General features: G+C 61.6%; 13 protein-coding genes and 1 tRNA gene. 5 read left to right on the top strand and 9 right to left on the bottom strand.

What is annotated here, in order from left to right; translation table 11 throughout:
• The first annotated feature begins 31 nt into the window (after positions 1 to 31).
• Positions 32 to 1,066 carry an ABC transporter permease gene (locus tag J3A64_RS13865; protein WP_210064545.1) on the top strand — a complete coding sequence of 345 codons (1,035 nt, stop codon included), beginning with the start codon at positions 32 to 34 and terminating at the stop codon, positions 1,064 to 1,066.
• A 144-nt stretch (positions 1,067 to 1,210) separates the two neighbouring features.
• Here J3A64_RS13865 and J3A64_RS13860 read toward each other — a convergent pair whose 3' ends face one another.
• Positions 1,211 to 1,996 carry an SDR family NAD(P)-dependent oxidoreductase gene (locus J3A64_RS13860; protein WP_011773619.1) on the bottom strand — a complete coding sequence of 262 codons (786 nt, stop codon included), beginning with the start codon at positions 1,994 to 1,996 and terminating at the stop codon, positions 1,211 to 1,213.
• A 142-nt stretch (positions 1,997 to 2,138) separates the two neighbouring features.
• Between J3A64_RS13860 and J3A64_RS13855 the strand changes: the two genes are divergently transcribed.
• Entirely contained in the window at positions 2,139 to 2,933 is a 795-nt protein-coding gene (locus tag J3A64_RS13855) for an SDR family NAD(P)-dependent oxidoreductase (protein ID WP_210064544.1), read from the top strand.
• Here J3A64_RS13855 and J3A64_RS13850 read toward each other — a convergent pair.
• Both J3A64_RS13850 and J3A64_RS13845 read right to left on the bottom strand, forming a co-directional pair.
• A complete protein-coding gene (locus J3A64_RS13850) occupies positions 2,930 to 3,889 on the bottom strand; it encodes an LLM class oxidoreductase (RefSeq protein ID WP_210064543.1) in 960 nt (319 codons plus the stop codon). The two genes, J3A64_RS13855 and J3A64_RS13850, sit on opposite strands and share 4 nt — an antisense overlap.
• A gap of 19 nt (positions 3,890 to 3,908) precedes the next feature.
• Positions 3,909 to 5,147, bottom strand: a complete 1,239-nt coding sequence (locus tag J3A64_RS13845; protein ID WP_210064542.1) for an MFS transporter — start codon at positions 5,145 to 5,147, stop codon at positions 3,909 to 3,911.
• Between the two features lie 147 nt (positions 5,148 to 5,294).
• Between J3A64_RS13845 and J3A64_RS13840 the strand changes: the two genes are divergently transcribed.
• A complete protein-coding gene (locus J3A64_RS13840) occupies positions 5,295 to 5,753 on the top strand; it encodes a MarR family winged helix-turn-helix transcriptional regulator (RefSeq protein ID WP_011773623.1) in 459 nt (152 codons plus the stop codon).
• A gap of 28 nt (positions 5,754 to 5,781) precedes the next feature.
• On the opposite strand, the gene J3A64_RS13835 is transcribed toward J3A64_RS13840, so the two are convergent.
• Positions 5,782 to 7,635 (bottom strand): GAF domain-containing protein, encoded by a 1,854-nt coding sequence (locus tag J3A64_RS13835; protein WP_083773621.1) that lies wholly within the window; start codon positions 7,633 to 7,635, stop codon positions 5,782 to 5,784.
• Positions 7,636 to 7,786: 151 nt separating this feature from the next.
• Entirely contained in the window at positions 7,787 to 8,488 is a 702-nt protein-coding gene (locus J3A64_RS13830; RefSeq protein WP_043469797.1) for a type 1 glutamine amidotransferase domain-containing protein, read from the bottom strand.
• A 120-nt stretch (positions 8,489 to 8,608) separates the two neighbouring features.
• Here J3A64_RS13830 and J3A64_RS13825 point away from each other — a divergent pair, with 120 nt between their 5' ends.
• Positions 8,609 to 9,505 (top strand): LysR family transcriptional regulator, encoded by an 897-nt coding sequence (locus tag J3A64_RS13825; RefSeq protein ID WP_210064541.1) that lies wholly within the window; start codon positions 8,609 to 8,611, stop codon positions 9,503 to 9,505.
• 109 nt (positions 9,506 to 9,614) lie between these two features.
• On the opposite strand, the gene J3A64_RS13820 is transcribed toward J3A64_RS13825, so the two are convergent.
• Positions 9,615 to 9,687: transfer RNA gene (locus J3A64_RS13820), tRNA-Thr, on the bottom strand.
• A 217-nt stretch (positions 9,688 to 9,904) separates the two neighbouring features.
• Between J3A64_RS13820 and J3A64_RS13815 the strand changes: the two genes are divergently transcribed.
• Positions 9,905 to 10,636 carry an HAD family hydrolase gene (locus tag J3A64_RS13815; protein WP_014920835.1) on the top strand — a complete coding sequence of 244 codons (732 nt, stop codon included), beginning with the start codon at positions 9,905 to 9,907 and terminating at the stop codon, positions 10,634 to 10,636.
• Here the strand turns inward: J3A64_RS13815 and J3A64_RS13810 are convergent.
• From J3A64_RS13810 to tmk, 3 genes are read right to left on the bottom strand one after another with little or no spacing between them, the layout of a single operon-like run.
• Entirely contained in the window at positions 10,633 to 12,267 is a 1,635-nt protein-coding gene (locus J3A64_RS13810; RefSeq protein WP_210064540.1) for an alpha/beta hydrolase, read from the bottom strand. The genes J3A64_RS13815 and J3A64_RS13810 overlap by 4 nt on opposite strands.
• Positions 12,268 to 12,275: 8 nt before the next feature.
• Positions 12,276 to 13,427: a DNA polymerase III subunit delta' gene (locus J3A64_RS13805; RefSeq protein WP_011773629.1), complete on the bottom strand. Its 1,152-nt coding sequence runs from the start codon at positions 13,425 to 13,427 to the stop codon at positions 12,276 to 12,278.
• A complete protein-coding gene (tmk, locus tag J3A64_RS13800; protein WP_210064539.1) occupies positions 13,424 to 14,113 on the bottom strand; it encodes a dTMP kinase in 690 nt (229 codons plus the stop codon). Before tmk ends, J3A64_RS13805 begins: the two co-directional genes overlap by 4 nt.
• Between the last annotated feature and the right edge of the window lie 37 nt (positions 14,114 to 14,150).

The raw sequence follows: 14,150 nt of genomic DNA, 5'->3' as shown, positions 1-14,150 counted from the left end.
CCCACAACCTTCACAAAAGAAAGATAAGACTGTGCCCTCTACAAACACCGTCGGCCCCAAAGTCGAGCCAGGAGCCCGGGCGAATCCCGCCTCAGGTATTGGCCAGGAGTCAGTGCAAACGAGAATCAAACAGCTCGCCAAAAATATTCCGGGGCCAGTGGTAGGGCTTGTGGTCATCTGCATTGCAATGTCACTGCTCTCGCCCTACTTCCTGACGCCTAACAACCTCATCAACGTCCTTAGCCAGGTTTCATACATCGGGATGATGGCAGTAGGCGCTGCCTTGGTCATCATCCTCGGTGGTATTGACCTTTCCGTGGGCTCCACCATGGCATTGTCGTTCATGGCCACCGCGTTCCTTTACAAGGAAATTGGCTTGCCGTTTTGGCTCGCCATGGTTTGCGGGCTCATTTTGGGGGCTTTCATTGGCCTGGTGAACGGACTCTTGGTGACGTTCGGGCACGTCCAGCCATTTATCGCCACGCTGGCAACCATGTTCGCCGGGGCTGGGCTTGCTTTGTACATCACCAACGGAAACCCTGTTATCGGCTTCCCTGATTGGTTCCTCGGCCTGTCGCGGACCCGCATGCTCGGAATACCACTGCAGGTGTATCTGATGCTGCTGGTCTTTGTCCTCGCAGCGCTTTGGTTGCGGTATAGGCCCTCCGGAAGGCAGCTGTATGCCATTGGTGGCAATGAAGAGGTTGCCCGCCTTTCGGGCATCAGCGTGAGGCTTGCCCAAGCGCGCGTCTATGTCATTGCCGGCTTCCTGGCCGCCTTGGCGGGACTGGCGGTGGGAGCCCGGCTGGATTCAGCGCAGCCAACCGCGGGCAGTGCTTCAGATCTCCTGAGCGTGATCGCGGCGGTAGTCATCGGCGGGGCCAGCCTGTCGGGCGGTGTTGGTTCGATGTTCAGTACGTTCATAGGGCTGCTCATCATCGGAGTACTCAATAACGGGCTCACGCTCCTGAACGTGTCCCCGAATCTCCAGCCTGTGGTGATTGGAGTGGTCATTGTGCTGGCGGTGATCAGCGACCGCGGCAATCTCCCTCTCAAACGGACCTGATGCACCCACTTAACCGGCGAAGCTCCCTGCGCGAATTGTGCAGGGAGCTTTCGTTCGCTCACCCAGCGGGCTGGGAGGCCTGCTTCCGGGGCCGCCCGGAACCGTCCCGGAGAAACCAGGCGATTCCGGGGGCCGGCAACGCTTCTAAAGGTCGTTGGGATTGGGCTGGCCGTTCCAGGCCGTCACACCACCATCTGCCGCAAGGATGTGTCCGTTGATATACGAGGCATCGGACGAAGCCAGGAAGGTAAAGGCCGGTGCTATTTCCTCGGGTGCCGCTATGCGGCCCAAGGGGATGGAGCGTCCGAACGCCTCCTTCAACCCCGCGGTGGAGTCGAGGTTCTTCTGCAGCAGGGGCGTGAGGACCGGTCCTGGGGCCACAGCATTGCAGCGCACACCCCGTTGGGCGTAGTCCACCGCAACGCTGCGCGTGAAGTTGATGACGGCACCCTTCGAGGCGTCGTAGGCGGCGTAGTTGTAATCCGCGCCGATGCCCGAGACGCTTGCCGTATTGACGATGTTGCCTTGGGACTGGATCAGGTGGGGAAGCGCCGCCCGTGTTGCGTAGAACAAACCGTCAACGTTGACCTTCATGACGGACCGCCACAGCTCGTTCGATGTAGTTGCTGCGGGGCCGGTCGGAGCGATTCCAGCGTTGTTAACCAAGACATCCAGCGCCCCTAGTTCTTCCACGCTTTCATTGATGATTGCCTCGATGGCATCGGGATCACCCACGTCGGCGACCTTGAGCGTTATCTGGCCGGACAACACGGAGTTCCGGTCACGGAACCGTGCCATCGAATCTTCGCTAAGGTCCACTCCGATGACGTTTGCTCCTTCGAGGAGGAACCTCTTGAAGACGGCGGCACCCAACCCGGACCCCGCCCCGGTCACCATGACTGTTTTTCCCAAGAATCGATTCTGATCCATGTCCTACTCCATCTTTCATCGAGCCAAGCGCCGTAAAGTCAAGAAACGGCCGGGCATAATTATCGCAATGCAGACAGTTTGTCCGTAGCATAGAAAATAGAGTACTTTACTCGTCAGTCGTTTCGAAGGGATTTCGTTCACCATGAAGATTGATCTCAGCGGTAAGACAGCATTGGTTACTGGCTCTTCCCAAGGCATAGGCTTGGCCATTGCCAAGGAGCTGACAAAGTCGGGAGCGACAGTGGTGCTCAGTGGTCGCAGCCAGGATTCACTGGACAGTGCGGCTGCCGACATTTCCGCACTCGCTGATGTGCGCAAGCCCAGGACCGTCGCGGCGGACCTCGGCACCAAGCGGGGGGTTGCGGAACTCGTCAGCGAGGCAGGGCAGGTTGACATCCTGGTCAACAATCTCGGTATCTACGAGTCGAAGGATGCCTTGGACATTACGGACGAGGACTGGCAGGAGTACCTCGACGTCAACCTGCTCGCCGCTGTTCGACTGACGCGGGCCCTCCTGCCAGCCATGCTTCAGCAAAATTGGGGAAGGGTTCTTTACCTTGCCAGTGATGCGGCCATTGCTGTCCCCCACGACATGCTGCACTATGGCGTTTCCAAGACCGCCTTGGTAGCTGCGGCCAGGGGCTACGCCAAGGTTGCCGCAGGCTCTGGCGTCACGGTCAACTCTGTAATTGCCGGGCCAACCAGGACCGATGGTGCAGTCCGCTTCATCCGGGAGAAGTTCGGCCCGGATATGCCGTGGGAGGAGGCGGAGGGCAAATTCATGTCTACGGAGCGTTCTGCCTCCCTGATCAGGCGGCTTATCGACCCGCTGGAGATTGCCAACATGGTGGTCTACCTCAGTTCGCCCCAGGCCTCTGCCACCACGGGAGGCGCCTTGAGGGTCGACGGCGGATATGTCGACTCGATCTTCCCTTAGGAGAAGGCTGGAAGGACATGTTTCGCCACTTCTTCCAGGGCGTCTTCAATGGGGCGCGTGCTGGGCCGGAAGTTCAATGCCACATGGCCAACGCCGGACTCTTCCAGCTCTCCGAGGTAGCGGACAAGGGAATTGCGCCCTAAGCGGGCGCCGAAGCGGATCGGCTCGGGCGGCGCCCCGGGATCCTCGGCCAGGTCGACGAGCATGGTTGTCAGCAAGGGCTTGCCCTGCCCGTCCGGGACTGCACGGTTCCATCGGTTCACAACTGGTTTCATGAGCCCCCCGGGCCGGTGGTAGGTCATGTAGCCATCCATGGTGGAGGCGATCCAGTCAGTGGTTTGTTGGGCGCGTCCCACTGCCACCAGCGGGATTGGGTTCTGGGCCGGCGGCGGCAGAACCTTCACGGTATCTTCGGGATCCGAACTGTCCCGCCATGCCGTCCGGATGGTGTCCACTGACGAACGGAACCGCTCCCCGCGGGACTCGAAATCGGCGTCGAACGCTGGATATTCGATGGGCCGGTCGCCCGAAGCAACCCCGAGTATAAGGCGGCCTCCAGACAACTGATCGATGGAGGCAGCCATCTTGGCCACGTGCAGTGGATGCCGCAGCGGCAGGACCACTGCGGCCGTTCCCAACAGAATCGAATCTGTTACCCCGGCCAGATACCCGAGATAGGGGAACGGATCAAACACCTGGCCGGCGTCACCAAAAGCCGGAACCCAAAGGGGGACGTCGCGAAGCCAGAGGGCCCTGAAGCCCAACTGATCCGCCAGTTCGGCCCGGCGTCGATGGTGGGTCAGGTCCGGAATGCCGAACTGAGTGGAGGACTTTGCCCGGCTTTGCCGGGCAAAGTCGTTGTCCAAGGGAAACTCGACGCCGATACTCAAGCCGCTCCGACGGAGGGTCGCCAGGGCAGGTGATGGAGAGGTTAACGGGGCTGTTGCCAAGGTCATGACCGTCTTTCGAGCGGGGCTAGAGCGGAGATCCTGCGAGGGACTGCTTCTCGGATGTTGGCTGCACCATGGACTGCTCATCGCCGGACTGCGTCATTCGCTGAGCGGCGCGACGGGCGGCCGTTGCAGCGAACACCATGACGATGAGGCCAAGAAGTGTGATGGCAGCACCTGCCCAAATGGGGGATGTGTAGCCCAGGCCTGCCGTAATGGTGACGCCGCCTAGCCAGGCTCCCAGGGCGTTGCCCACGTTGAATGCGCCGATGTTGGCCCCGGACGCTAAGGTGGGGGCGCTCTTTGCATACGTCATGACGCGCATCTGCAGCCCGGGGACGGTGGCAAAGCCGAAGCCGCCCATGAGTACCAATGACATGATGGCGAGGGGCTGGTTGTCCGCGGTCAAAGCGAACACCACCAGAACTACCAGCAGCACGGACAGGACAACCAGCAAGGCCCGGTCGACGTTGCGGTCAGCGGCCTTTCCTCCAAGGGCGTTACCCACGAAGAGTCCAACGCCGAAGAGGATCAGCAGCCAAGGTACGGTTGCGGCTGGGAAGTGCGAGATCTCGGTCAGCGTGAAGGCAATGTAAGTAAAGGCTCCGAACATTCCGCCGTATCCCAGGATGGTGACGGCGATGGACAGCCAAACCTGGCCCGACTTGAACGCGCTGAGTTCGCCGCGAAGACCTGAGGATGGAGTGGAATCGATGTTTGTGGTGCGCGGCACCAGGGTCAGGATTCCAATCAGGGCAAGAATGCCGATGACGCTGATGGCCCAGAAAGTGGAGCGCCAGCCCGCTGCTTGTCCCAGCATGGTGCCGAATGGCACTCCCAGGACGTTGGCAGCGGTCAGGCCGGTGAACATGATGGCAATGGCAGCGGCCTTCTTGGTGCGGTCCACCATGCCCGCCGCTACCACCGATCCGATACCAAAGAAGGCTCCGTGCGCGAGGGCTGCAATGATCCGTCCAGCCATCATGGTCCAGTAGTCCGGGGCCAGTGCCGACAGGACGTTTCCTATGACGAAGACTCCGAGGAGTAAGGCAAGGGCCGCCTTCCGGTCGATGCGTGACATTGCCAGGGTTAGCAGCAATGCCCCAACCACCACGGCCAGGGCGTATCCAGATATCAACCAGCCCGCGGTCGCCTCGCTCACGGCGAAATCTGATGCGACCTCGGGTAGAAGTCCCATGATGACGAACTCTGTAAGCCCGATGCCAAAGCCTCCCAAGGCCAAGGCTATTAGCCCAATGGGCATAAGAATCTCCTAGAATACTATACGGAAGAGGATAGTGCGCGTAAGCTGTTAGTTGCAGGCGCTGGCTAATATCCTTGCACAAGAAGATACAGCGCGCAAGCAACTACTTTTGCCGTCGCATGGACGGCGCAAACGAAAGGTTGTCCCGTGAGCATCGAAGATGACGCCCTGGAAGTACGGGCCCGAGGTTGGCGAACCCTGGCCGCTTTGCACGGCCTCATTGAGGGTGAACTCGAGCAGGCACTCCAGGCAGAGGCAGGCTTGTCCGTGGTCGAATATACGGTTCTCGACGCACTTGCCAGGCAGGATGGCTGGCATATGAGAATGCAGCAATTGGCGCGGGCAACTGCGCTCTCGCCCAGCGCAACGACGCGCCTCGTGAATCGGCTGGAGGGCCGAGGGCTACTTCAGCGGATTCTGTGCTCAGACGACAGACGCGGTATCTACACCGAGCTCACAAGCGAGGGGAGCGAGCTGCTCATTTCAGCCCGCCCCGCTCACGACATCGCGCTTGAACAGGCGTTGGCAACGGCCGAGGAAACCGCAGAACTCGCTTCGCTCGTGCGGGCACTGCCTCAGCTGTCCACGGCTGTCCAAATCCGGTAAGGCAAAACCACAGTTGGGTGCCGGAAGCCTACCCGTGTCCGGGGGAGGGGATTACCGCAATGATTTCCTCAAGCTGGAGCGCCGCAGAAACCTGTGTCAACGCGGTCACGTTCGACAAGTCCAATCCCACCAGTTGCTCTATGAGATTTCGTCGTTGAGTGATCGTGGTCGTGTTTACGGTCAGGTGTTCGGCAGTCATTTGAGCGTCGAGGTTGTTGTTCATCAGAACGGTCAGGGTCTGCAGGAGTGCTGCCCCATTGGTTGCGTCATAACGATGCAACGGTCCCAGGATTCGGTCGCAGAACGAACGGAGGCCCGCCGAGTCCTGCGTCTGCAGAAAGAGCCCCGCTATCCCGAGATCGGTCAGAAGCAGGGTCTGGCTCGGCGTTCCCTTGAGTCTGGCGAGTTCGACTGCGCCGCGGGCTATGGAAAACGCTTCTTCGTACGCGTTCGGATCAGTCACCGGGCCCGTCAGCGCGACAAGCTGGCTGGTCTCGGCTTCCGTCAGACTCTGACGGATCTGTTCGGCGATGTCGCGAACGGATTCCAAGGGCCGCCTCCCCAAAGGCCACAGGGCGACGACGTAGTCCTTATGTAAACCAACCAGGGGCTTTGGCACGTTGTCATGATTCCAACGGTTTACCTTGCCAGCGAGTCGTCGTAGAACCTCGTCCTCTGGAACCTGATCGTGTGGGGCAGCAATCAAGGCATGAGGTTGCAACAGGTCATACCCCAGTCGCTGGGTCTCCGCGAGGAGAACGGACGTGGAAGGGCGCGGGCCCCTGATTATGTGTGAGAGAAGTTCCCCTGTTCGGTACCACACCGATGCGGCCCCACTGCGAGTGTAAAGGAATTCCAACGCCATGACGGTTGCGGCGTGCTCGATCGCGCGCCGGTGTAATGGCGCCATTTTGGTCAATGGGCCAGTTGTCCAGATCCAGGCCACAACCTCTTCTTTGATGACAACTGGCGCTCGAACGGCAGAAACCGTGGACCCATTGTGGAGCGGCAACCGGATATCCGACGGCCCGCTGATGGCGTCGCTGTTTGGTGATTCGCCTTGGACTTGCTCAGCTTCTCCAGCCACTCCGTCCAAGAAGTCGTCGGCTCCATACTCAGAACCGCAAACCGCATTGCCCTGATCACTCTGAATGACCACAGGCCGTTCGAGCAGCTCGGCAAGTGCATTGCCCACTTCGGCAATGCCACCTCCCTCTAGCGTCAGCGACGTGAGGCGATTGTGAACCTCAGCCACTTTGCGTTGCAGCTCATATTGCTTCTCCAGCGACTCATTGAGGGACTTCTGCTCGGCAATTGTGCGTGCTTGATCCGCCCTGAGCTGAGCCGTGTTCATTGCGACAGCAGCTTGATCGGCTAAAACAGTCAGTAACGAAACTTCGTCATTCTCGAACGCGTGTGGAAGGCGAGTGAAGCAGTTCAGAGTCCCGAGGGTTCCGCCCGGGGCGTTCAAAGGTACGGCAATCATGGAAGTGAAACCCTGGTGACGTGCCGCCGCGGCCCAAGGAACAAACGACGGGTTCGTCGCCGTGTCTTCGACGCTTACGGGGATGCCCAATGTGAAGGCTTGAGTGGATGGTGAAGGCAACGACATACCCCGCAAGCGGATCGGGTGGAGGGCGTTGACGTCCTGGATATATTCGTCGGTTAGTCCATGTGAACCCTTGATCAGCAGCACGGAGTTGGATTGGTCTGGGACTGTAACCGAGCAAAAGTCGTAGCCCATCAGTTCACTGGATGTTCTGGCCACCATGTTCAGCAACTCGTCGAGGGAGACGCCTCGGTTTACGGCCGCGCCTACAGCTGCCAACGCCTTTAGCCAATTCTGGAGACGCTCGACCGTTCGATCTGACCGCTCTTTCACAGTCTCAGTATTCCGATTGTTTGGTTGTGGGGATAGGCCTGAACTGCTGCTCTCTGCTCTGGCATCTACGGCGCGGCATTCTCCGATGCGTGACGACGGCGACGCCCCTGACCGGTTGCGTCGCCGTCGTTTTGCCTCTCCTGTCGAAGGTCTACTCGGCGAGCGCCGCGACCACGGCTGCGGCGACGGCCTCGCTGGATTGCGGGTTCTGGCCGCTGATGAGGTTACGGTCGCGGACAACGTAGCTGCTCCAGGCCGGGGCCGCTTTCACGATGGCACCGCGCTCCGCGAGGGTGGTGGCAACCAGCCACGGGGTGTTCTCGCCGGTCCCGCCCGTGAGCTCTTCTTCATCCGTGAACACCGTCAGCTGGCGGCCGGCAAAGGCGAAGTTCCCGTCCGCGGTGGTGGCGCTGAGCAGGCCAGCGGGTCCGTGGCAGAAGGGAGCGATGATTGTTCCGTCTTGGTCAGCCGCGATAAGCAAGGCACCCAGGTTCGCGTCCGTGGCCAGATCCACCATAGGGCCGTGCCCACCCGGCAGGACGACAGCGTCGAATTGGGCCACATTGACGGAGGCCAAGGGCTCTGGCGTCTCAAGTTCGCCTGCGATGTCCTCAAGGTACTGCTTGAAGTCCTGGACCTTTTCCTCGTCGCCCACGATTTCCGGGTTCAACGAGCCAGGGTCCACGGTGGGCTTCTTTCCGCCGGGGCTGGCGATAGTAATTTCTGCGCCGGTGGCTTTGAGGGCGCGGTGGGCCACCACGAGTTCCTCGGCCCAGACGCCCGTGGGGTGTTGGGTGCCGTCGGCGAGTTCAAGGGAGTCTGCTGCTGATACGACCATGAGGATGCGGGCCATGGGATTTCCTTTCGTGAAATAGTTATTCGATGGTGCCCCGCCGGCGCACTTGGCCTGCATAGGAAAAGCTGTGGCCCCCCATCGGGAAACCTTGGACCGCCCCATGCGAGGATTGCACCGATGGCCACTCACAACCTTGAGCATTTGCGGACCTTCCTCACCGTCTACCGCGTGGGGTCCCTGACCGAGGCAGCAAGGTTGCTCGGCATTTCGCAGCCCACAGCCTCCACCCATGTTCATTCCCTCGAACAGAACCTGGGGCTGCGCCTCTTTGAGCGAAGTCCTACGGGCGTCGCGCCGACCCCCAAGGCCGAGGGTTTGGCCCGGGACGTTGGCCCGCACATTGACGCTTTGGACGACCTCGCCTTCATGTCCTCTTCGTCCGGTGCCAACGGGTCAATCCACTTGGGTGGGCCTGCGGAGTTCATAACCACCTTGCTCCTGCCCCACACCCCGGAGCTCACAGAGGCCATAGGGGCCAAGCTGCGAATCAGGTTCGGTTTGGTGGACGGCTTGCTCGATGAATTGCGGTCCGGCGACCTCGATATCGTGGTGAGTGCTGTCCGCCCACGAGTCCAAGGGGTCACGGGGATTCCACTCTTCGATGAGGAATTTGTCCTGGTGGCTGCTCCGCTCTGGAAAGCGAGCATCACGGGCGTTGACCCCGCCGATGTGGAGTTGTCCGCTATCCCGGTTGTGGCTTACGCGGAGAACCTGCCCATCGTTCGGCGCTACTGGCGGACCGTGTTCGATCGTCGCCCCGATGACCTCCGAACAAGCTGCATCGTGCCCGATCTTCGAGGCGTGCGTGCAGCCATCCTGGCTGGCGCGGGGATGTCTGTATTGCCCAGTTACCTTGTTGAAGACGATCTCTCCACCGGCGCCCTCACCACTCTGCATACTCCCGAGTTCGCACCCCTGAACACCGTGTATTTGGCAACCCGCACCGGCGACCTCGACCGCAACCGTCAGCTGCGGTCCCTCGCTTCCGCCATCCAGAGGCGGGCACGCTTCTGAAGGCCGTCATGCGACCATCTGTGCGCTGGAGAGTTCCCTGATGGTCCACGGCCAGGTCAGGGAAAACAAGAACCCCCGGAAATCCAAGATTTCCGGGGGTTCTTTACCGAGCTTCCTATCAGAATCGAACTGATGACCTTTTCATTACGAGTGAAACGCTCTACCGACTGAGCTAAGGAAGCACCGCGTCCATCACCGGTTTCCCGGGCGATCACGCAAGACATAACTGTAATAGAGGCAGCGCGCTCGGGTCAAAACGAGGGGGGCGGGCGGCCGTTGCGGGGATGTTCACCCGCCCGTCGGGCCGGGTTCAGACGGTGGTTTCCCGGCAGCCGGAAGCTGGGGAACTAGCTGTGGTGAGATCCAGCCGCCATGCACACAAGCCGAAGGAGCCGCTCCATGACCGGGGACGCATTGACCAGGGACGCCAGCCACACACCGAACCGGCTGAGGCTCGCCGTCGTGGATATGGTGGGGACCACCATCACCGACGATGGCCGCACGGAGCGGGCCATGTCCCGGGCGCTTGCGGAACACGGCATCGAACCGGGCAGCAGCCGGTTCGAGAGCATGCTCGGCTACGCCCGGGACACCATGGGCTTCTCTAAAATGACCGTTTTCAGCCACCTTTTCGAGGACTCCGCTGTGGCCGAAAGCGCCAATAAGGTTTTCGAGAACAGCTATGACGAGCTCATTGAAGACGGGGGTGTCCGCGCGATTGCCGGAGCGGAGGACGCCATTTTGTGGATGCGCGAGTCCGGCATGCAGATCTGCCTGGCCACGGGATTCGGCCGTCACACGCAAAACATGGTGCTGGAATCCCTGGGATGGATGGGCCTGGCGGACCTCAGTCTGTGCCCGGCCGACGCCGGACGTGGACGGCCTTACCCGGACATGATCCTGACGGCCGTGCTCGCATTGGATCTGGACGATGTGCGCGAGGTGGCGGTGGTGGGCGACACCAGCTCGGACATGCTCTCTGGCGTCCGTTCCGGCGCGTCCCTCGTGGCGGGCGTCCTGACCGGTTCGCATTCTGAGGCAACGCTACGCGCGGCCGGAGCCACCGTCGTCGTCGATTCCATCAAGCAGCTCCCGCTGTTGGTGGAGAAGCGGGAAGCCAGGCACCTCTAGCATTTGAGCCCGTCCTGCGGCAGCTTGCCGTCAACAAAGTAGTCGTCGACGGCGGTGCTGACGCACGTGTTCGCGCGGCCGTATGCTGTGTGCCCCTCACCTTCCCAGGTGACGAGTGACGCATTTTCCAGTTGCTTGCGCAGGGACTGGGACCATTCGAGCGGGGTGGCGGGATCGCCGGTGGTACCGACCACCACAATGGGTGCAGATCCGTTGTAGTCCACTGGTGCCGGGGTGCGGGTGTTGGCGTACGGCCAGTCCTTGCAGGTGACGCTGCCGTACGCGAAGAATGCACCGAACGTGGGGGAGTCCTGTATGAGGCGGACTTCCTCGGCCCGCATGCCGGCAGTGTCTGTAACCATCGGGTAGTCCAGGCAGTTGATGGCTTGGAACGCGAAAGCGGAGTTGGAGCTGTACGTGCCGTTGGGTTCGCGGTCGGCGCCCAGATCGGCAAGCCGCATCATCTGCGAGACGTCACCGGAGAAAGCTGTCTCCAGTGCTTGGGTCAGGGCCGGCCAGCTGAGGTCGTTGTACAGGGGCAGGATGAGCCCGTTGACGACGTCATTGACCGTCACCAAGCGGCCGTCCTTGGCTGTCTGGGGATTCTGGTCTACGGCATTGATGAGGTCCCGGATTTCCTGGACACCGTTGTCCACGGAGCCGCTGAGGGGGCAGTTTTGCTGTCCCTGGCAGTTGGCCACGTACGTGCGGAGGGCCTTTTCGAAAGCACGTGCCTGGCCGGCCGTCAGTTCCTCGTTGCTGTTGGCCGGGTCCACTGCGCCGTCAAGGACCATGCGGCCCACGTTGTCCGGGAAGAGCGATGCGTAGGTTGAACCCAGGAGCGTGCCGTAGGAGAAGCCCAAGTAGTTGAGCTTGGCATCGTTCGCTACCGCGCGCAGGATGTCCAGGTCCTTGGCAGCGCTCACGGTATCGATGAGTCCCAAAACATCACCGGTCTGCTGGGCGCACTGATCAGCGAATGATTTGTTGAAGGCAAGCGCCGCAGCCAATCCTTCGTCAGTGTTCTTGCGGAACACCTTTTCGCGGGCGGCGTCACGTTCGGCGTCGGTCATGCAGGTCACCGGAGCGGAACGGCCCACTCCACGGGGATCAAAGCCAACAACATCGTAATTGGCCCGCAACTTCTCGGTGAAGTGGGTGCTGCCGGCGTCCTTGACGAAATCCACGCCGGAGCCGCCAGGTCCGCCGGGATTTATCAGCACGGAACCTTGCTTGTTGCCCGTGCTGGGCAGCTTAATGACGGAAAGCGCGATGTCCCCGGATGCCGGGTTTGCGTAGTCCTTAGGCACCTGGACCTTGCCGCAGTGCAGACCGTCCTCGCACGGGCTCCATTCAACAGACTGCGAGTAGTACTTCTCCAGGCCCTCAGGCGCTGATGCGGCGATGGACGGATCCACGGTGCTGGTGGACGGCTTGGCCTGTGGTGTTGGCAGGAGCGTGCACGCGCTGAGCACCAGCATGGATGCCAGAGCAACGCAGAGCGCAGCGACTCCGCGGCCACGCCTTACTGGCATTGCAACACCCCGGATTGCCGATCCACCACCCGCATCAACGTGGGCAGACCGGTCCCGTGAAGGGGTACCGGCGGACCGGCGGGGTGCGGACTTCATGCATTCTCCTATTGCTGAATGAGGCTCGTGGCCATGGACTCGACCGCCAACAGGGGCGCCACGTTGGTGGTGGTGATTCGGACACGGGCTTTGTTGATGGCGTCCATCCGGGCCAAGGTGGTTTCCGGGGTTGAATGGGCCGCGTATTCTTCCAATTCGCTCTTGAGTTCAACGTTGACCAGTTCCACTGCGTTCCCCAACTGGATGATGAGGACGTCCCGGTAAAAGGACAGCAGATCCGTCAGCGTGCGGTCCAGTGAGTCGGTGATGGAGCGCTTGGCACGCCGTTTCTGGTCATCCTCAAGCTGCCTGACTTGGCTGCGCATGGATGGTGGGAGGGTGCCGGATTCGGGAGCGCCCAAGCTTGCCAGCAGTGCGATTTTCTCCGCGGCGTCGCGTTCGTCGTTGGAGCTGTTGGCCTCGTCGGTGGCGATCTTGACCAGCTTTTCGGCCATCATCACGGCAGCAGTGACGCCGCGAAGGCCAAGCGGGATGCGAACGGTATCCATCCGACGTTGCCGCGCCTCGGCGTCGCGGGCCAACCGCCGGGCGATCCCGATATGGCTCTGAGCCGCGCGCGCCGCACGGTCCGCGAGTTGGCGGTCGACGCCGTCGCGCCTCACCAAAAGCTCGGCGACGTCGGAGGCCGGCGGCAGCCGCAGGCTCACAGGACGGCATCGCGACCGGATGGTGACCAGGACGTCGGCAGGTGAGGGGGCACACAGCATCCAGATGGTCCTGGGAGTGGGTTCCTCGATGGCTTTCAGCAAGACGTTGGTGGTGCGCTCGGCCATGCGGTCCGCGTCCTCCACCACGATGATGCGCCACCGTCCCGTGGCTGGCCGGTCGCCGGCCTTGGACACGAGTTCGCGTGCTTCGTCGATGGTGATGGTGACCTTTTCGGTGCGCACGAATGTCACATCCGAGTGCGTTTCACCGAGGATCGTGTGGCACGCCGCGCACTCGCCGCAGCCGCGCATGGTGACGTCGTCCTGCTCGCAGTTCAAGGCGGCGGCGAATGCCTTGGCTGCGTTGGAACGGCCGGATCCCGGGGGACCGGTGAAAAGCCACGCATGGGTGAGGCCGGTTTCGCCCTGCGCCGCTTGCCTTAGTTGCGCGACGACGGGCGCTTGCCCTTGGAGGTCGTCCCAGACGCTCACGGGCGGTCGCCCGAAACGGCTTCGCCCGCAGCGGTTTCGCCCGAAATCCGGTCACCCAACAACGTCTCCACTCGTTCCAGGATCTGTGCTGCCAATGTTTCAATGTCGGCACTGGCAGCCAGCACCAGATAGCTGGACGGTGCAGCCGCCGCGAGGTCCAGGAATGCGTGGCGGATGGCGGAATGGAAGTGGTCAGGCTCGGACTCCAGCCTGTCCTCGGTGGCGTCCCCGGCGGTCCGGCGTTGGCGGCCGTCGGAGGGGTCGACGTCGAGCAGTACCGTCAGGTCCGGATGCAGGCCTTCGGTGGCCCACTCATTGAGTGACAAAACGCCTTCGGCGCCGAGGCCGCGGCCGGCACCCTGATAGGCGACGGATGAATCGATGTAGCGGTCGGTGATGACCACTGTTCCGCCAGCCAGCGCGGGCCGGATCACTTGGCTGGCATGGGCTGCGCGGGCAGCGGCGAACATGAGGGCTTCCGTGCGGGGATCGATGGTGCCGTGTCCGTGGTCCAGGACCAAGGAACGCAATTTCTCGCCGATGGGGGTGCCGCCTGGTTCGCGGGTGCGCAGCACGGAAAGGCCCCGTGACTCGAGGGCGTCGGAGAGCCGGGCGGCCTGGGTGGACTTGCCCGCTCCGTCCCCGCCTTCGAAGGCGATGAAAAGGCCTGGACTCTTAATACTCACTCGTCTAGCCTACCGATCACCGGCATGCGAGACGGCT

The sequence above is a fragment of the Pseudarthrobacter sp. PvP004 genome, assembly GCF_017876035.1.
In the GTDB taxonomy this organism is placed as follows: Bacteria; Actinomycetota; Actinomycetes; order Actinomycetales; family Micrococcaceae; genus Arthrobacter; species Arthrobacter aurescens_A.
Note: the sequence above shows the minus strand (reverse complement) of the source record. Positions and strands in the feature narration are given on the sequence as shown.